Annotated in this window: 17 protein-coding genes; 12 read left to right on the top strand and 5 right to left on the bottom strand. The window is 41.5% G+C overall.

Going from position 1 to position 18,317, the window contains the following annotated elements:
- Nucleotides 1–23: 23 nt before the first annotated feature.
- Together L8106_RS28100 and L8106_RS28095 are read left to right on the top strand one after the other, a co-directional pair.
- Entirely contained in the window at nt 24–227 is a 204-nt protein-coding gene (locus L8106_RS28100) for a hypothetical protein (protein WP_009787965.1), read from the top strand.
- 483 nt (nt 228–710) lie between these two features.
- Complete coding sequence (locus L8106_RS28095; RefSeq protein ID WP_009787964.1) at nt 711–1,715, top strand: phosphoribulokinase; 1,005 nt, start codon at nt 711–713, stop codon at nt 1,713–1,715.
- Between the two features lie 83 nt (nt 1,716–1,798).
- Here the strand turns inward: L8106_RS28095 and L8106_RS28090 are convergent, their stop codons facing one another.
- A complete protein-coding gene (locus L8106_RS28090) occupies nt 1,799–2,137 on the bottom strand; it encodes a hypothetical protein (protein WP_039897469.1) in 339 nt (112 codons plus the stop codon).
- A 41-nt stretch (nt 2,138–2,178) separates the two neighbouring features.
- Entirely contained in the window at nt 2,179–2,520 is a 342-nt protein-coding gene (locus L8106_RS28085) for a hypothetical protein (RefSeq protein ID WP_009787962.1), read from the bottom strand.
- A 168-nt stretch (nt 2,521–2,688) separates the two neighbouring features.
- Here L8106_RS28085 and L8106_RS28080 point away from each other — a divergent pair, with 168 nt between their 5' ends.
- Complete coding sequence (locus L8106_RS28080; RefSeq protein WP_009787961.1) at nt 2,689–3,615, top strand: DMT family transporter; 927 nt, start codon at nt 2,689–2,691, stop codon at nt 3,613–3,615.
- 85 nt (nt 3,616–3,700) lie between these two features.
- Here the strand turns inward: L8106_RS28080 and L8106_RS33300 are convergent, their stop codons facing one another.
- Both L8106_RS33300 and L8106_RS28075 read right to left on the bottom strand, forming a co-directional pair.
- Nucleotides 3,701–3,841, bottom strand: coding sequence for a hypothetical protein (locus L8106_RS33300; RefSeq protein ID WP_009787960.1), 141 nt, complete (start codon nt 3,839–3,841; stop codon nt 3,701–3,703).
- Nucleotides 3,842–3,891: 50 nt separating this feature from the next.
- Nucleotides 3,892–5,595 carry a transglutaminase family protein gene (locus L8106_RS28075; RefSeq protein WP_009787959.1) on the bottom strand — a complete coding sequence of 568 codons (1,704 nt, stop codon included), beginning with the start codon at nt 5,593–5,595 and terminating at the stop codon, nt 3,892–3,894.
- 236 nt (nt 5,596–5,831) lie between these two features.
- Here L8106_RS28075 and L8106_RS28070 point away from each other — a divergent pair, with 236 nt between their 5' ends.
- The 8 genes from L8106_RS28070 to L8106_RS28035 all read left to right on the top strand — a co-directional run bounded on the left by L8106_RS28070 (nt 5,832) and on the right by L8106_RS28035 (nt 16,474).
- Complete coding sequence (locus L8106_RS28070; RefSeq protein ID WP_009787958.1) at nt 5,832–6,704, top strand: DUF928 domain-containing protein; 873 nt, start codon at nt 5,832–5,834, stop codon at nt 6,702–6,704.
- A gap of 457 nt (nt 6,705–7,161) precedes the next feature.
- Complete coding sequence (locus L8106_RS28065; protein ID WP_083798493.1) at nt 7,162–9,072, top strand: ShlB/FhaC/HecB family hemolysin secretion/activation protein; 1,911 nt, start codon at nt 7,162–7,164, stop codon at nt 9,070–9,072.
- 568 nt (nt 9,073–9,640) lie between these two features.
- On the top strand, nt 9,641–10,507 hold the full coding sequence (gene bchL / locus L8106_RS28060; RefSeq protein WP_009787956.1) for a ferredoxin:protochlorophyllide reductase (ATP-dependent) iron-sulfur ATP-binding protein: 867 nt from the start codon (nt 9,641–9,643) through the stop codon (nt 10,505–10,507).
- 34 nt (nt 10,508–10,541) lie between these two features.
- Nucleotides 10,542–11,891 carry a DUF5331 domain-containing protein gene (locus L8106_RS28055; protein WP_009787955.1) on the top strand — a complete coding sequence of 450 codons (1,350 nt, stop codon included), beginning with the start codon at nt 10,542–10,544 and terminating at the stop codon, nt 11,889–11,891.
- Between the two features lie 249 nt (nt 11,892–12,140).
- Complete coding sequence (locus L8106_RS28050; protein WP_009787954.1) at nt 12,141–13,538, top strand: ferredoxin:protochlorophyllide reductase (ATP-dependent) subunit N; 1,398 nt, start codon at nt 12,141–12,143, stop codon at nt 13,536–13,538.
- Between the two features lie 385 nt (nt 13,539–13,923).
- Nucleotides 13,924–15,165 (top strand): YcjF family protein, encoded by a 1,242-nt coding sequence (locus L8106_RS28045; RefSeq protein ID WP_009787953.1) that lies wholly within the window; start codon nt 13,924–13,926, stop codon nt 15,163–15,165.
- Between the two features lie 11 nt (nt 15,166–15,176).
- Nucleotides 15,177–15,743 carry a Uma2 family endonuclease gene (locus L8106_RS28040; RefSeq protein WP_009787952.1) on the top strand — a complete coding sequence of 189 codons (567 nt, stop codon included), beginning with the start codon at nt 15,177–15,179 and terminating at the stop codon, nt 15,741–15,743.
- Nucleotides 15,744–16,000: 257 nt separating this feature from the next.
- On the top strand, nt 16,001–16,474 hold the full coding sequence (locus tag L8106_RS28035) for a cupin domain-containing protein (RefSeq protein WP_009787951.1): 474 nt from the start codon (nt 16,001–16,003) through the stop codon (nt 16,472–16,474).
- On the opposite strand, the gene L8106_RS28030 is transcribed toward L8106_RS28035, so the two are convergent.
- Nucleotides 16,471–17,289 (bottom strand): calcium-binding protein, encoded by an 819-nt coding sequence (locus L8106_RS28030; RefSeq protein ID WP_009787950.1) that lies wholly within the window; start codon nt 17,287–17,289, stop codon nt 16,471–16,473. The two genes, L8106_RS28035 and L8106_RS28030, sit on opposite strands and share 4 nt — an antisense overlap.
- 91 nt (nt 17,290–17,380) lie before the next feature.
- On the opposite strand from L8106_RS28030, the gene L8106_RS28025 reads away from it, so the two are divergent.
- A partial coding sequence (locus L8106_RS28025; protein WP_009787949.1) for a CocE/NonD family hydrolase occupies nt 17,381–18,317 on the top strand: 937 nt, incomplete at its 3' end.

Genomic DNA, 18,317 nt, shown 5'->3' with positions numbered 1-18,317 from the left:
TTCATTAACTTGGAGGTTCAGCAATGATTTGGACAACATCTAAACCAAATTCTCAACACAGAATAGACTTACCGATTGATGGCGATCGCAATCGTCAACCGAAAAAAGCCTATTCGCAAGTCAAAAGATTTTTTGGTGAATTTTGGCAGTTTAGCCTGTATTATGGAGAGTTCATCGCCAGTCGCTCTCATTCTCAAGCGTCTTCGCGAGGTGATCAAACTCACTAACCCTGGGCAAAGTGTAGAATGATACCTAGAAATTCGATCCGGCGAAGCCAATCCCCATCACACCCCAAAGTACACCTCCCTCAGATGAGTCGGCAATTAATTTTCCGCTCTCTCTTGAGGGGGGTGTTGTAATAATGCTAGAATGTTGCACTACCGAAAAATAAATGTGTAGTTCGAGGCAGAGGCATCGCTGCCGGATTATACTTATCTGTTTTTCTTTTTTATCCGTGAAACTTGGCACGATTAAGTCTTGTAGGGATGATCCCCTTCTGCTAAAATCTAAAGCAAAAGTTAGTATAAAATACCTAGCTTGCTACTTCTTGAGGCCATCTGTCAGTCAGGAGTCAGCCAACAGCCTTGTGTTGCTTTTTGCTCCACTTCGGGTATGGCGGAGAATCAACTGTCCTGACGTTGGTCTGATTTCATATGCTCAAAATAGAGCGGTTGAGTTTGTAAACATTTTTTGATGGTTAAAGGGAACCTATGGTAAGTAAGCCGGATCGTGTGGTACTTATTGGCGTTGCTGGAGATTCCGGGTGCGGAAAATCTACATTTTTGCGGCGTATAACAGATATTTTTGGAGAAGATTTTGTTACGGTTATCTGTTTGGATGACTATCACAGTTTAGATCGCAAACAGCGTAAAGAAACTGGAATTACAGCTCTTGATCCCAGAGCTAACAACTTTGATCTGATGGCTGAACAGATCAAGGCGTTAAAGAATGGTCAGTCGATTATGAAGCCAATTTATAACCACGAAACTGGCTTGATTGATCCTCCTGAGCGTATTGATCCCAATCATATTATTGTGATTGAAGGGTTGCACCCATTGTATGACGAACGAGTTCGTGAACTTCTCGATTTTAGTGTCTATCTCGACATTAGTGATGAGGTAAAAATCGCGTGGAAGATTCAGCGCGATATGGCTGAACGAGGACATCGTTATGAAGATGTGTTAGCCTCAATTAACGCCCGTCGTCCTGACTTTGAAGCTTACATCGATACTCAAAAACAATACGCTAACGTTGTTATCCAGATTCTACCGACTCAACTGATTCCAGACGATAAAGAGCGTAAAGTCCTCCGAATTCGCTTAGTTCAGCGTGAGGGAATCGAAGGATTTGAACCCGCTTATCTGTTTGATGAAGGATCAACCATTTACTGGACTCCTTGTGGACGTAAACTCACCTGTTCCTATCCTGGTATCAAAATGTACTATGGGCCAGATGCTTCTTACGGAAACGAAGTCTCGATTCTAGAAGTTGATGGTAAGTTTGATAACTTGGATGAGATGATCTACGTTGAGGGACACCTGAGTAATATCTCAACGAAGTATTATGGTGAACTGACTCACATGATGCGTGAACATCAAGATTATCCGGGTTCTAATGATGGTAGTGGATTATTCCAAGTATTAGTCGGCTTGAAAATGCGAGCTACCTATGAACGCCTGGTGGGAAGTGGAGAAAAAGTGGCTGCGGCTGTATAAAACACTAAAGCGGCAATCTTTTAATCCAAAACTGACGCGAGAGATCTTGATCATCTCGCGTTGTTTTTAAGATTTTCAATCTCCTAATTTTGATAACTATCCTGAAAACCTACGCGATAACCAGAAAGATATCCTTCTTTGTAACTGGTGGTTACACTATCTCCAAACTCTTTTTCAACATCGGGTTCAGAGGGTTGAGAATTATTTGAACGGTAGTTTTTACCTGCACTTACACCAACTTCATAACCCGCATTAAAGCCATTTTCACAATCTGCACTTCCTCCTTGTTGGGATTCATATTGTAGACAGGTTTCTTCTCGAATATCTGCGGGCAAAGCAGACACTTTGGAAGATGTACTCAATATTAATCCCCCGACTAAAAGTAATTTGAATAGAGTTGAGATTTTGGTTTGATTTGACATTAATATTAACATTGTTTACAACTCCATTATAAATCTTGAACTCAAAAATCGATTCGACCTGTACGAATGAGTTTAAATCCGGCTGTCATCGAGACAAAAGCGACAAAAAATGACCATAAACTGGTCGGTCTGAGTAAAACACGACTATTGATAAATACTAAAGCCACTCCCGCCACAACAAACACCCAACCCAAGTTACCCGTTTCCCGAGGAAAGAAGACTAAAGAAATAATCCCTAAAATCAGTAAAATAACTGAACTTGCCGCCGACATATCTTGCCACCAATACCGTAAAATACGAGAGGTAAAGACAATATTCTGACCCAGAAAATAAACCCCAAGAAGTACCAGAAATAAACCTGCAATTGAGATTAGAATTCGCATTATTCTTCTATTTGATATTAAAGACTACTTATTTTGATATTCTACTCTAACCTTGAGGAAAACAAAAGAAAGATAAGTTGAAACTAAAAAAATCAATATATTCTGTTACAATACATTCGAGATTACCAAACGATATCTTGCACTAATCCTACTCAAATTATACTGCCAATGCAACTTCACTCGGTTTCTGGAAAATGGCGCGTGGGGTTAGCCCTAACCCTGACAACCTGTTTTCTTTGGGGTATTCTTCCTCTGGCTTTAAACATCACTTTAAAAGTTCTAGATGTTTATACATTAACCGGACTTCGGTTTTTAATTGCTTTCATTGCATTGGGAAGCTATTTAACCTGGAAACGTCAACTTCCCTCTTGGCAAAGATTACAAAAAGTCTCTTGGAAATTATGGGGAATTGCGACTGTATTTTTAGCAGGTAATTATCTATTATTTGTTTCAGGTTTAGCTAATACTTCCGCAACAACAGCAGAAGTTTTAATTCAAATTGCCCCAGTATTTATGGGATTGGGTGCGATGGTAATTTTTAAAGAACGTTATACCCGTCGTCAGTGGTGTGGCTTAAGTATCTTAATCTTGGGTTTTATGTTGTTTTTTAATGAACAACTCAAAATGATGATGAGTTCTCCCAATCAATATTTATTCGGGAGTTTTTTGATTTTCTGGGCTGCTGTTTGTTGGGCGATTTATGCTTTAGCGCAAAAGCAACTTTTATTGCAACTTCCATCCGCTCATATTATGCTCGGAATTTATGGAGGTTCAACCCTGTTATTCACCCCAATTTCCACGTCCCAAACCGTTCTCAATCTTAATCCTTTAGAACTCGCAATTCTACTATTTTGTGGTTTAAATACTTTAATTGCTTACGGAGCTTTTGCGGAAGCCTTAGAACATTGGGAAGCCTCACGAGTGAGTGCAGTTTTAGCGATTACACCCATTGTAACGCTGGTTTGTGTGGGAGTATTTTCCGGTATTTTTCCGGCGTTAGTAACACCCGAACATCATACCCCTGTTGCAATTCTAGGCGCTTTTTTAGTCGTCGCAGGTTCCGCTACTATTGCGTTAGGGCTCAGACAGAAGTGAGTCTAAAAACCCAGTTTTTGAGGTGTACTTTAGATCAAGCACAAACTCTTTTAAAACTGGGTTTACTTTCATCTCAAAACAATGGCTAACGCTGTTGTCTTTTTTCTCGCTCTTGTCGTCTGCGATCGCGCCATTCCATCGCCGTTAGATAAGCAATTCCAACTGTAACAATCACCATCAAAGCTGATGCCGTTACTGCCAAAATATTCATTACAGAAAATTCCATCCAGACCTCCTTTTTGGGATAATGTATCCAAACATCTGATTAATTCTATTTTACTCTGCGGGTAATTCTTCTCGAATGATAAACCGCACATGGTTAATCGCTAAATTTCCAACAGAAACCTCCTCCTTATTCACAGGTAAACCTTTGTTTCTAAGCTGCTGAAACTTAATCCCTTTCCCAATTTCAATATGATACCAAGCCAAACCCATAAAAAATCGTAAAGGATAGGGGCCAAGGTCTTGAATATCATCCGGATTAGACTCCATTGGAACCCAACCAAATCCCGGAATATAAAACTCTAACCAGACATGATTATACTCTGCGGGTAGAGGAATATTTTTCTGTTCTGGAAAAGCCGGACATTTATACCGCCCAACGGTACGACAAGCAATTCCATTCAGTCGCCCTAAAGCCAGTAAAGCCCCCACATATTCTCCACAAGAACCAATTCCCCGTTCTAAAACAACATCAGGAGTTTCAATTTTCGAGGTGAGACTGTAGGAGAGTTGATCATACACATAATCGCGAATACTCCTTAATTTTCGCAGAATATTTGTCTCTGTTCCCACCGCAGCTTCCGCCGCATTTTTTACCACGGCTGACTCCATTGCCAAGTTATCATTATCAACTAAATACTTCGCTCTAAAATCAGGCGTTAGGGGCTGAATATCCTCCACTTCCAAAGGGGTTAGTTGATATTTAATTGCCCGTACTTCTAACAACGCTTTCCAGCCAAAAATCCGCCGTTCTTTAGAATTAAAAGGCTTAAACTTGAAGACAGCAACCCGTTCTCCCTCTTGAATTTCCTCTGTAAATGGCATTCCAATCGGCGTAATTTCTCTAATTTTTTGTCGGTTTGTTTCCGAGGGTAAAGCAATCCGCCATTCTACATCTTCAAGAATCACCTCATCAAGCGGTTTAAGTTCTTCAACATAAGACATCTCAATCAAATAACCATTAGAAGTCGCGTAGCGTTCCTGTTGGTTATAGTGATAATAGAGCGGATGAATAAACGAGCGATCACGTTTAGCCAGTTGATATTGTTCCTCAGAATTAGGATTATCCAAAATATACAATTCATCACCCGAATAGGCAACATAAAGCACATCTTCACCCGTCTGAGGATCGAGATGAAAAGCTAATCCACTCGGAAATTCAAAAGGAGTTAAAACACTAAATAGAGTCTTTCCTGTTCCTCGTTCTAGACAGTAAACCGTCTGTTCCGTGCGGTCACAAACCCATAGTTCTTCATCGCGAACCGTAATATTTTCTATTCCAATACCCGGAGTTGGAAACCGAGTAATTTCTCGACCCGTTTCCCGACTAAACACAAAAATATAGCCCGCTCTTTCACAAGTCACATAAACCGTATATTGCAAAACAGCCACACCATTTGCTTCATAGGGAAGTGTGGCAAAAAGTTCCGGAGCAAGATTAACAATTTGGTCATCTTGGAGAGCATTTTGACAAAAATAAACCCGTTCATCGCGTGTATACCACAGCGTATCTTCCCAAATAGCTAAACCCGTCACATCAGTAAACTCAGAAACCAAATAAGGATTAACAACCGTTGTATTATCCGTTTTTGGGTCAACTTTCAGCAAAAATCCCCGCAGACTATCAATCGCAAACAGAGTATTTCCTGAAAACGCCAGACCCCGTAGCAAAGAAACTCCCATAGGTCGGATTGTTCGGGCGATAGAACGAGGGTTTTTGATTTGAGCAGATGAATCAACATTAGGGCTAACTGTCATAAGCTTAAGATATCAAGATTCAATGAATTTTCGCATTAATAATCAACAAAGGATTAAACATTTGTGATCGCGCTAGATAGAATAATCCAGGAGATCCGGTCAGTCAATCCCATCAGCGTGCAGAAGATTTCTCTCAAATATAAATTAAGAGCAGATTTTGGGATGCTTCACAGAAACATTAGATACAATAGAACTGTTATTCATCTTGGCTAGGTTTACCTGCAAGCAAGTTAATCATGGTTCCGACAGCCTCTCCTCAACAGATCATTACAACGTTTTCGCTCGCTTTCTTCTTGGAAATCGTTACCAATAGTTTAATCCTACCAGTACAGGCACATTCCATTCCTTCGGTTCCAATGGATCCTCTTTTTCCGGTTCAATCGGTTGATTTTCCATTAGCGACAACAATCGTCCAAGCTGATCAGCAGCAAACTCCACGAAGTCAACTTTCCCAAACGGAGTGGAACAATTTTACACCACCAAGTCGGGGAACGCCGGGAAGACGAGAAGGGGCTGGAACAAGGGGAAGATGTCCGGGTGGTGTCACCGCTTTGATTCCCACCTCAACCCTCGGTCGTACTGCATTAGAAAAACCAACAATTTATTACTATATTCCCACATCCCTAGAAACAGTCTTAGTCAAGTTTGAACTGTTGGATGAAGAAGATGACACTCTCTACGAAAAGACCTTGGAGATGAAAGATACAAAAGCCGGAGTTATTGGTCTTGATCTTTCAGAATACGAGGATGCGCCCACTTTAGAAGTCAATAAAAACTATCATTGGTATTTAACAATTCGCTGTGAACCCGATACCTTTGATCCATCCGGCGATATCGTCATTAATGGATGGATTAACCGAGTTGCTCTCAGTCCGACTCAACTTCAAACGTTAGAAAGCGAACAACCCAGTGAACGCCTAGACTTCTACGCCGAAGAAGCACTTTGGTACGAAACCGTCAGCACCTTAGCTCAGTTACGTCTATCTAACCCAGAAGATACAACCCTTCAGCAACGTTGGACAGAACTCTTAAACTCTGTCGGTTTAGGTGATATTGCTCCTCAACCTCTGATTTCCAGCGAATTGATTCAATCTACTGTAGAAGAATAGAAGATAATTTAACAGCAGTTCAGGTCTTGGGAAGACAGTGACCCATTTTCAGTTCTTTTCCCTATTCCTTGTTCATTGCAAAGACAGTTTTCTCCCTATTGACCACCCTCCCCATCAGAGTTGCAGATTTGGGTAACTTGTGGGCTAGACTAGCGTAGTTAGTCAGCAAGGCAATTTCACGCGAGATGGCTGTGTTTACTGTCGGATTTGAGGAGATCCTCCCCAATGCCGTTAGATCTATTCTAATTGCACAGAGCCACCTTCGCTCAGGGGATAAGAACCCTCAAAACAGTCAGTCACGAACGACTTCGCGGTTAAACGATGAAACCTGCTGCGATCGCTGGTTAATCTATATCGTAATTGAGTTCGGAACTCTATATGGTGTTTCAACTCCTTCTGGTGTTCTAGGAAATTCCTCTCCCTCTAGAAACAGGAGTACCCAGTCGGAGGTTTTTTGATGGCTAGGTGTGTGTGCATTGGATTTTTGTGGTGTGGAGTGATCATTTCTAATACAATCTTTTTGGTACTCTCGTTCGCTTCTATTGCTGCCAGTACCGACTTAGAAGATTTGAAATTACATCAAAAAAATTCAAAATACTCCACATCCTCTCAAACGCTCTCACCTGTTGGCTTAGAGTCGCCTAATCACTTTTGTACAGAAGTCTTCACCTCCTGTTCAGTCCTCTCGCAAACCGTCACACCAGATTCTCCAAACGAAAATTTACCTTCAGGCCCTCTCAATCCCCGTCCTGATCCCAATCGCGATCGCTTTTTACAACCCTCTCCCGAATCCCCTCAACCCGAACAACCCGAACAGCCCGACATCCAAAACGACCCCCCACCCGACAATCAACTCACTCCCGACACCCCTCCCATTCCCGTTACCCGAGTCGAAATCACGGGCAGCACGATTTTAACCCCAGAAGAAATTAACACCCTTGTTGCCCCCTTAGAAGGACGCTCTGTAACCCTGGTGCAACTGCAAGATACCGCCGACAAAATTACTGAAATCTACCTCGAACGCGGCTACATTACCTCTAGAGCCATTGTTCCTGAACAAACCATTAGTGAAGGAGTCGTTCAAATTCAGGTGATTGAAGGCACCTTAGAACGGATTGACATCGAAGGAACTCAACGCCTAAATCCCAACTACATTCGCGATCGTGTCCAACTCGGAGCGGAAAAACCTCTCAGCACCGCTCGTTTAGAAGATCAATTGCGTTTGTTACGGGCAAATCCTCTATTTGAGACTGTAGAAGCCAGTTTACGCGCCGGAACTCAAGAAGGTCAAAGTGTTTTAATTGTCCGTGTTACCGAAGCTAATCCATTTCAAGCGGGAATCAGTGCCGATAACTATTCTCCCCCGAGTATTGGTTCAGAACGCTTAGGCCTCAATTTAAGCCATCTGAATCTGACTGGACGGGGAGATTTAATCTTTGTCTCCTACAACACCACTCGCTTGATTACGGAGGGAGAATCCGATATTTTGGATTTTCTCTACAGTATTCCGATTAATGCCATGAATGGCACCATTCAAATCAGAGTTCCTCCTTATTGGAATACTATCATTCAAGAACCCTTTGATGAGTTTAATATTGATGGTCAGTCACAACGCTATGAAATTAGCTATCGTCAACCGTTAATTCGCACCCCGATTCAAGAATTTGCCCTCTCGGTGGGTTACGCTTATCAACGCAGCCAAACCTTTCAGGATGGCAATGGGACTGCCTTTGGACTCGGGCCTGAAGATGATGGTGTGACTCGAACCAGTGTATTTAAGTTCGGACAAGACTACATTCGCCGCGATCGCTTCGGGGCTTGGGCTTTGCGATCGCAGTTTAGCATTGGAACGGAGTTATTTGGAGCGACCAATACCGACAGTTTACCCAATTCTAATTTTCTCAGTTGGTTGGGTCAGGTGCAACGGGTTCAACGTCTGGGTGATGATCATTTATTAATTGTTCAAGGCGATGTCCAACTTTCGGCTGATGCGCTATTTCCCGCCCAACAGTTTGTCATCGGTGGCGGTTTGTCGGTACGGGGTTATCGTCAAAATATTCGCTCTGGTGATAATGGTTTTCGGTTTTCGGTTGAAGATCGGTTTACCTTGATCCGCGATCAAGCCGAACAACCTCAACTGCAATTGGCACCGTTTATCGATGTGGGAACGGTTTGGAATAATGACGAAAACCCGAACCGTTTGTTTGGGAAAACTTTTTTAGTCGGAGTCGGGATGGGAGTATTGTGGGAACCTTTACCGGGTTTGAACTTACGTTTAGATTATGGAGTGCCTTTGGTTGACCTACAAGATCGCGGCAATAATATCCAAGATGATGGATTCTATTTTAGTGTTACTTACACCCCCTAAATCGTGAGCAGGAGATCAGTATCCGTCGCTAACCTCTAACCTCAATGTATTTGAAAGTCGGGCGCGATTTCTCGGTTTTGGAGCAAGCCCAAGAATATTCATTAAAGTTAACAAATTCCTGAGAGGATGTGATTTTTTGACTATTTAGACGCTCAAAACCTGATATTTTGGCACTTTAACAACTTGCGATCGCAGTGTTCTGAGTCTAGATGAGTGGGTCAGTCATTGGTACAGACTCTCGTTATTCTCAGGGTGTTTGATTTATTTGTTTATTGTAACCTTTTTTATAAAAATAAAAACTTAAATTTATAAAAAAATTAATATTAAACTCTCAGCGGTAATCTGTAAGGCTTGTAGTGAATTTTTAAATTTATAAAAGCGATAGTATTGATTTAAGCCACTATCGAACATTTGAACCGCTTTATTTTGTGCAAGAGTTAGACAATAATGAGGGCAATCGAGAGGATAACTTCGGGCAGTTGCTCAAAAGAACTGAACCCAGGCTGCCCCCAGTCCCCAGAAATACATCATCATTTTTGATCAACACTTAGGAAGAAGGAGAACCAGCGTGAAACTATCAGTTTATGGAAAGGGTGGAATCGGGAAATCAACAACAAGCTGTAATATTTCTGTTGCGCTTGCCAAACGGGGAAAGAAAGTGTTGCAAATTGGTTGTGACCCCAAACACGACAGCACCTTCACCCTAACCGGATTTTTAATTCCGACAATTATTGATACCCTGCAAGAAAAGGACTATCACTATGAAGACATCTGGCCTGAAGATGTGATCTACAAAGGCTATGGCGGAGTGGACTGCGTAGAAGCAGGTGGCCCTCCGGCGGGTGCAGGCTGTGGCGGTTATGTGGTGGGTGAAACCGTTAAACTACTCAAAGAACTCAACGCCTTCGACGAATACGATGTCATTCTGTTTGATGTACTGGGTGACGTAGTTTGTGGCGGTTTTGCAGCACCGCTGAACTACTCAGATTATTGTATGATAGTGACAGATAACGGCTTTGATGCCTTATTTGCAGCGAACCGCATTGCGGCTTCTGTACGGGAAAAAGCACGGACTCACCCCTTACGTCTAGCTGGATTAATTGGCAACCGCACTTCCAAACGGGATCTTATTGATAAGTATATTGATTCGGTTCCCATGCCTGTATTAGAAATTTTGCCTTTAATTGAAGATATTCGCGTCTCTCGGGTTAAAGGAAAAACTCTATTTGAAATGGCAGAAACCGATCCTTCTCTAAACTATGTGTGCGATTATTACCTGAACATCGCCGACCAGATTCTCTCCGAACCAGAAGGCGTTGTTCCCCAAGACGTACCCGATCGGGAATTATTTGCATTACTTTCTGATTTTTACCTGAATCCGAGCCAACCCCCTGTGCAAAATAAGGAAGATGAGCTAGATCTTATGATGGTTTAATAAGTCTAGCGGCTTAGGATGAGGAATAGAGGTTATGGCTTTCTTTAAAGATTTTACTGCTAATCTCCGAGATAAATGGTTGCATTATTATCAAGCTAATAGAGACTGGTTACTCTTACAAATGCAACTCAGTTCAGTGAAAACTCCAGATGGCGGTCGAAGACCTCCCTCTAGCCTCATTTTAGGAGTAATCAACGCTCTTGATCCAGAAGTATCACAGTTGATGCTACCTTTTTCAACACTCAATCCCGATCCCGAGAAATTAATCCAAGTGTTGGGGTTAAATTTCGATCCCGATATGGCTTTGGGTTTGAGTGACCAACCTGTCGGGCAACCAGCACCTGTACAGGCTGCACCGAGTTATCAGCAACCTCCTGTCGAGTCTGCACCGGGATATCATCCACCCTCCCCGGTAGAAGATCCAACTGAGTTTCAAACCGCCCCAGAAATCGATTCTCCCCCGGCTGAGGAGTCCCAGTCTAATTTCGGGGGAATGGCTGTCGCCGCCGCAGGTACAGCCGCTGCAATGGGTGCAGGTATGGCGATCGCCGAGGCTTGGGATGACACAGAAGCCGTCTCAGACATGGATATGGATATTGATCTCGACTCTGAGCAAGATCTCGGTTCTAATGAAGCTCTCAATTTTGATATGGGAGACGATGAAGATATTAGTCTAGAGATGGGAACTGATGAAGATCTTGGGCTAGAGGAGGAGATGGAAGTCAGTTTAGAGTCAGGCGAAGAACTGGGTCTTGATGACATGGACATGGATCTAGAATCGGATAATGAATTGTCTACCGATGACGATCTGGGTTTGGATATGGACTCCGATGACGATCTGGGTTTGGACATGGACTCCGATGACGATCTGGGTTTAGAGGAGGAAGTAGACATTAGCCTAGAGTCTAACGAAGAACTGGGTCTTGATGACATGGACATGGATCTAGAATCGGATAATGAATTGTCTACCGATGATGATCTGGGCTTAGACATGGATGCTGATCAAGATCTCGGTTTAGATGAAGAAGTCTCTCTAGAGTCAGATGAATTAGGCGATCTTGGACTGGATGATTTGGGAGACGACGATCTACAAATCGATACCTCAAACGATGATCTCGGAGATCTCGATCTCGGTGATCTCGGAACAGACAATGAACTCGCTGAAGGTGACTTTTCCTCTGATGACATGGATGATTTGGGACTTGATGATCTTGGCGATGACGATGAGTTTGGGAGTTTGTCAGACTCGGATGATTTAGACGATCTCAGTTTGGATGATTTGGGAGAAGTGACTTCTGGCGATGGAGATTTTGATGATCTTAATCTAGAAGGGCTAACAGAGTCGGATGAGGATGATGATATTGCTTTATCTGACTTTAAATAATCTTCCCATCTAGATGTAGAGATGTGCGATGGGTGCGTCTCTACCCACCCGGAAAACGGATTGAAATAACACTTGAGGTTTTGGATCAACGGGTTCCAAGATCGGAGGATAGTTTATGCAAAATTATCCTGAATAGCCTAAAGTTCAGACTAACATTTAAGTCCGACATGATATCGTTGAATATTTGAACTTTCGACTGAAAGCACACAAAAAGTATTTGCAAAATTGTAAGAATTGAGAGGAAAATTTATGACTGTTGCTGAACAACCTGAAGCTTTAACCTTTGAATGCGAAACTGGAAATTATCACACTTTTTGTCCGATTAGTTGTGTTGCTTGGCTGTATCAAAAAATTGAAGATAGTTTCTTCTTAGTCATTGGAACAAAAACTTGTGGTTATTTTCTGCAAAATGCAATGGGGGTAATGATTTTTGCAGAACCTCGTTATGCAATGGCAGAATTAGAAGAAGGCGATATTTCCGCCCAACTCAATGACTATGAAGAATTGAAGCGGTTATGCTTACAAATTAAACGCGATCGCAACCCCAGTGTGATCGTTTGGATCGGCACCTGTACCACTGAAATTATTAAAATGGATTTGGAAGGGTTAGCCCCGAAATTAGAAGGAGAAATCGGAATTCCGATTGTTGTCGCTCGCGCAAATGGCTTAGATTATGCGTTTACTCAAGGGGAAGATACCGTCTTAGCAGCGATGGCGGCTCGTTGTCCAAATAAGATGATTGAATCTGAAAAAGACGAACGTAACGCCATTCAAAAACTGCTTAATTTTGGTCAGAAAAAAGAGGAAACTGATCAAGCTGAGTCGGTATTTGTTGATCATCCGCCTTTAGTTTTGTTTGGTTCTCTCCCTGATCCGGTGGTGACAAATCTAACCCTTGAATTGAAAAAACAAGGCATTCAAGTTTCGGGTTGGCTTCCGGCTAAACGTTATACTGAACTTCCGATTTTAGAAGAAGGCTATTATGTCAGTGGCGTTAATCCTTTTCTCTCTCGTACCGCAAGCGCATTAATGCGGCGTCGCAAATGTAAATTAATTGGCGCACCGTTCCCAATTGGCCCTGATGGAACTCGCGCTTGGATTGAGAAAATTTGCTCTGTATTCGGAATTGAACCCAAAGGTTTAGATGAACGAGAAGCCCAAATTTGGCAAAATCTCGAAGATTATCTTCAGCTTATTCGCGGTAAGTCTGTGTTTTTTATGGGAGATAATTTACTTGAAATTTCTTTGGCGCGTTTCTTGATTCGTTGTGGGATGACTTGTCCAGAAATCGGGATTCCTTACATGGATAAACGCTATCAAAAAGCGGAGTTGGATCTGTTAGAAAAAACTTGCCATGATATGGGGGTTTCTGTTCCAAGAATTATTGAAAAACCCGATAATTACAATCAACTTCAACGCATCCATGAAATTAAACCGGATTTAGTGATTACAGGGATGGCTCATGCAAATCCTTTAGAAGCCCGAGGAATTAATACAAAATGGTCTGTTGAGTTTACTTTTGCTCAAATTCATGGCTTTACCAATGCACGAGATATTCTAGAGTTAGTGACTCGTCCTCTACGCCGCAATAATAACCTCAAAGATTTGGGTTGGGATAAGTTGGTCGCCGAAGAAGCACAGGTTTAATGGTGAGTTATTAACTTGTAGTTTGTTAGGGTTTGTTTCTGAGAGTTAACTTTAGACTGGGTAGGGTGATCATTGAATGTGATCGCCCTTTTATTATGATTCATAATCAGTAATGCTACGGAATATTTGAAATATTTTTAACGCTTTTAATCTAAAATTCTGTCAAGAAATCAGGTGCAATTAAATGGCTTGTTAACCTAAGCTGAGTTTTACGTGAAGTCAAATTGTTGTATAATAAGCAAGTCTCCTGAATCTTACCCTGTTGATAATGTCTGTGTATTCTAAACTTTAACCCTCTACTATTTTGCTCCCCATGACTGAGCCACAGGATACTAACACCCCATCCCCCAATTCTCAGCAGTCTAACGAATCCTCCCCAGGAAAGATGACTGAGGCGCAAAAAAATGTTAAGAAAAATCCCGTTACAGATATTTGGAAAAATGTCACAACCGGAATAGAACAAGCTAGAAAAACGGCGATTGGATGGTTAACGGTTCCTGAAGAAGAAGTCGCTACAATTTTAGAACAGGTTCGCGCTGAACTTCCCACAACTGAAGCGTTATTAATTGGGAAACCGCAAGCCGGAAAAAGTTCAATTGTACGGGGATTAACAGGCGTTTCAACCGAAATTATTGGACAAGGATTTCGTCCCCATACTCAACACACAGAACGTTATGCTTATCCTTCTGATGATTTACCGTTATTGATTTTTACCGATACAGTCGGTTTAGGGGATGTTAACCAGGAAACAGAGACAATTATTGCAGAGTTAGTCGGCGATTTAAAAACAGAGAATAATCGCGCTAGGGTTTTGATTTGGACTGTTAAGATTAATGATTTTGCGACAGATACACTCAGAACCATTGCAACTCAACTCCGTCAAGAATATCCGCATCTTCCTTGCTTATTAGTGGTAACTTGTCTACATGAAATTTATCCGCCAGAGGTTGAAGATCATCCAGACTATCCCCCCGATTTTGAAGCCGTTAATCGGGCTTTTGCGGCGATTGAAGAGGGGTTTAAAGGCTTATGCGATCGCACGGTGATGATTGATTTTACTTTAGAAGAAGATGGTTATAATCCAGTATTTTATGGTTTAGAAGCCTTTAGAGATACGTTAGCTGATTTACTCCCCGAAGCCGAAGCCCGCACCATTCATCAGTTACTTGATGAACAAGCCAGTCAACAATTGGGAAATCTCTATCGGGATGTCGGGCGGCGTTATATTTTGGCGTTTACGGTGATCACGGCGACGGTGGCTGCGGTTCCCCTACCTTTTGCGACGATGCCTGTTTTAACGACGTTACAAGTGTCGATGGTGGGGTTATTGGGGCAGTTATACGGGCAAACCCTCAATCCTTCCCAGGCGGGGGGCGTTGTCAGTGCGATCGCTGGCGGTTTTCTGGCCCAGGCTGTGGGGCGGGAGTTAGTTAAATTTATACCGGGGTTTGGGAGTGTCATTGCGGCGTCTTGGGCTGCGGCTTATACTTGGGCGTTGGGCGAAGGGGCTTGTGTTTATTTTGGGGATTTAATGGGCGGGAAAAAACCCGATCCACAGAAAATTCAGGCTGTGATGAATGAGGCGTTTAAGGAAGCAAAAGAGCGGTTTAAAGGGATTCAGCGTTAAGGGTATTTGTTATGAATTTTAGCCAATCTTATGCCTATTTTTCACCCGAAGAATATTTAGAAACTGAAAAAAGTAGCCCGATAAAACATGAATATATCCAAGGACAAATTTATGCAATGGCGGGGGCGAGTGATGCCCACGTTACAATTACTGCAAATTTACTGACTTTATTAAGAAATCATGTTCGCGGAAGTGGATGTCGGGTTTATATTGCGGATATGAAAGCCCGCATTGAAACGCTAAATATTTTCTATTATCCCGATCTGATGGTGACTTGCGATCCTAGAGATGCAAGTTTTGATTATTTTAAACGTTATCCTTGTTTAATTATTGAAGTTCTTTCTGCTTCTACAGAAGGCTTTGATAGAGGTGATAAATTTATTGATTATCAAGAATTGGAAACTTTACAAGAATATGTTTTAATTAGTCAAAACCGTCAGCGTGTTGATTGTTTTCGACGCAATACACAAGAAAGATGGGAGCTTTATAGTTATCGAGGCGATCAAGAATTGGAGTTAACGAGCATTAATTTCTCTTGTTCTCTTGCTGCTGTTTATGAAGATGTTTCTTTGGGATAAAATTTAGTCTGTGATGAAGCATGGGTTTATGAAACTGAAAGAGTGATTTAAAAGAATTAAGCACTAAGAGAAATGTTCAAGAGTCCAATTCATTTATAAAATTTTGATTATCAAGTAAGTATAACATTTTTACCTCTATTGGGGTTATTACTCCAATAACCCACCGATCAAATAGAAAAAGTGAATTAAAGCGATCGCATTTTCTGAAAATGAGTCAAAATAGCAATGGAAACACACCGAGAGGAGGATAACAAAACATGAGCGATCGCTGTATAATTCCCATTATCAAATCTCCGAACGATTATCAAGCTTATCGCATTAGTCCTCACGATACAAACCGCTTGGCGTTGGTATTTGATCCCGATGTCGCCAATGCTTCGATAACCGTTTGTATAGAAATATTCGATATTGGTGGAAAAACTCCACCCAACCGACATCAACTCGCCGTTGAGATGTTTTTTATTCTCAAAGGAGAAGGAGTTGTTAGTTGTGATGGAAAACAAGTCAAAATTAAAGCCGGAAATAGTATTTTAGTTCCCCCAACGGGTACTCATATGATTGAGAATACAGGTTCGACTCGATTATATGCACTCTGTATTATGGTTCCGAATGAAGATTTTGCGGAATTAATTCGTCGGGGAACACCTGTAGAATTAGACGAAGAAGATCTAAAAGTATTGACTCGGGTGGATGGGTTTACGGCTTCAATGATTCATTTATCTTCTGCTTAAAACAGTCCTTCTGATGACACAAACCGATCACTTGGTAAATTTCCTAAAACTTCGGGTTCTACATTCAAAACATACCCCAATAACTGATTATTCTCAGCAATTCTGATTGCAGTTCCCGTCAGAACTCCATCCCCATCTGGATCAAGATCTTCTGAAGATATACCTCCTTTTTCTAAAAACTCAACTCCTTCTGGTACTGTAGATAAAACAATCGGAAGAATTAAGTCGATAGTTACTCCAAAATTTTCCTGACTGTTAAAGGTTTCAAAGGTAATATCTTGTCGGGTTAATCCTTCTGTTAATCCGATCTGATCATTGACAGAATCAAAATCAGTAATAATTGCATCAGGAAGTTCAACTTCATCGGGAATTCCAGGGAATAAGGAGACAAAGGAATCTATTTCTTGAGTTTCTCCAGCTTGATCGGTTCGTAAGACAAAAATATCTGCACCTTCTCCTCCTTTATAAAAATCAACATCGCGATCGCCAATTAAAATATCAACGCCTTCTCCTCCAACAATTAAATCCGATCCACTTCCTCCAAATAATACATCATCACCCAACCCTCCATCTAATAAATCAGTATCTTTGTTTCCGAATAAACTATCCCCACCTGCTTGTCCAAATAATTCATCATTTTGTTGACCTCCATAAATAACATCTGTATTTTGTGATCCAGTAATGGTATCATTGCCTTGAAAAGCTAACACAGTTGTAGAGGAGGAAGCTTGTTCAGTCGTAAGGGTGTCATTATCAGGATTATTTGTTGCAAACCAAGCGGAGAGAGAGTCTAATAAACCCGGAGTAAGTACCATAATAATCAGTATGTTCTATATTTAGGCAGCATCATTTTTTCTAGTATACTTCTATTTTGTCGGAATGAGAATAATTAAACAAACTAAATCAATGTTCACTCGGGATAAAGTTCGTTTGGATGCGGATATTTATCGCCCCGAACAACCGGGAGAATTTCCAGTTTTATTAATGCGACAACCCTATGGAAAAACCATTGCTTCAACGGTTGTTTATGCTCACCCGACCTGGTACGCTCAACAGGGTTATATTGTCGTTATTCAAGATGTACGCGGACGGGGAAGTTCTCAAGGAGAATTCAATCTTTTTTCTGCGGAAATTGCTGATGGAGAAGATAGTATAAATTGGGCTGCGAATTTACAGGGAAGTTCAGGAAATGTCGGAATGTATGGGTTTTCTTATCAAGGAATGACTCAAATCTATGCAGCTTCTACCCGTCCAACTGCTTTAAAAACGATTTGTCCGGCGATGATTGGTTTTGATTTATATGCAGACTGGGCTTATGAAGGAGGAGCATTTTGTTTACAAGCAAATTTAGGATGGGCGATACAGTTAGCCGCAGAAACTGCTCGAATTAAAGGAGATAAAACGGTTTATCAAGCCCTTTATAAAGCCTCTCGCAATTTACCCTTTATTGATCAAATTCCCGCTTATCCCGAGATTTTAAACCAGTTTGCTCCCGATTCATTTTATCACGATTGGATTGAACACAACCAAGCTGATTCTTACTGGAAAAATCAGTCTCCAAATCTTGATAATGTTGACTTACCTATGCTGCATATTGGGGGTTGGTTTGATACTTATCTTCGCGGAACTTTGAATTTTTATCAAGAAAGAGTTAATCAGAGTCAACATCCTCAACATTTAATTATCGGACCTTGGGCGCATCTTCCGTGGGGAAGAAAAGTCGGTGTAATAGATTATGGTATAGAAGCAAACAACCCGATTGATGAGTTGCAAATTCGGTGGTTTGATTATTTTTTAAAAGGGATAGACACGGGAATTTTAGAGGAATCTCCCATCGCTTTAT

Origin of the sequence: Lyngbya sp. PCC 8106 (assembly GCF_000169095.1) — a bacterium.
Classification (GTDB): domain Bacteria; phylum Cyanobacteriota; class Cyanobacteriia; order Cyanobacteriales; family Microcoleaceae; genus Capilliphycus.
Note: the sequence above shows the minus strand (reverse complement) of the source record. Positions and strands in the feature narration are given on the sequence as shown.

Coding starts and splice junctions, on each gene's coding strand:
- L8106_RS28030 (WP_009787950.1), bottom strand. CDS start 17,289: ATGGTACTTACTCCGGGTTTATTAGACTCTCTCTCCGCTTGGTTTGCA.
- L8106_RS28050 (WP_009787954.1), top strand. CDS start 12,141: ATGACTGTTGCTGAACAACCTGAAGCTTTAACCTTTGAATGCGAAACT.
- L8106_RS28080 (WP_009787961.1), top strand. CDS start 2,689: ATGCAACTTCACTCGGTTTCTGGAAAATGGCGCGTGGGGTTAGCCCTA.
- L8106_RS28045 (WP_009787953.1), top strand. CDS start 13,924: ATGACTGAGGCGCAAAAAAATGTTAAGAAAAATCCCGTTACAGATATT.
- L8106_RS28100 (WP_009787965.1), top strand. CDS start 24: ATGATTTGGACAACATCTAAACCAAATTCTCAACACAGAATAGACTTA.
- L8106_RS28085 (WP_009787962.1), bottom strand. CDS start 2,520: ATGCGAATTCTAATCTCAATTGCAGGTTTATTTCTGGTACTTCTTGGG.
- L8106_RS28035 (WP_009787951.1), top strand. CDS start 16,001: ATGAGCGATCGCTGTATAATTCCCATTATCAAATCTCCGAACGATTAT.
- L8106_RS28090 (WP_039897469.1), bottom strand. CDS start 2,137: ATGTCAAATCAAACCAAAATCTCAACTCTATTCAAATTACTTTTAGTC.
- L8106_RS28070 (WP_009787958.1), top strand. CDS start 5,832: ATGGTTCCGACAGCCTCTCCTCAACAGATCATTACAACGTTTTCGCTC.
- L8106_RS28075 (WP_009787959.1), bottom strand. CDS start 5,595: ATGACAGTTAGCCCTAATGTTGATTCATCTGCTCAAATCAAAAACCCT.
- L8106_RS33300 (WP_009787960.1), bottom strand. CDS start 3,841: ATGGAATTTTCTGTAATGAATATTTTGGCAGTAACGGCATCAGCTTTG.
- L8106_RS28040 (WP_009787952.1), top strand. CDS start 15,177: ATGAATTTTAGCCAATCTTATGCCTATTTTTCACCCGAAGAATATTTA.
- L8106_RS28055 (WP_009787955.1), top strand. CDS start 10,542: ATGGCTTTCTTTAAAGATTTTACTGCTAATCTCCGAGATAAATGGTTG.
- L8106_RS28095 (WP_009787964.1), top strand. CDS start 711: ATGGTAAGTAAGCCGGATCGTGTGGTACTTATTGGCGTTGCTGGAGAT.
- L8106_RS28065 (WP_083798493.1), top strand. CDS start 7,162: ATGGCTAGGTGTGTGTGCATTGGATTTTTGTGGTGTGGAGTGATCATT.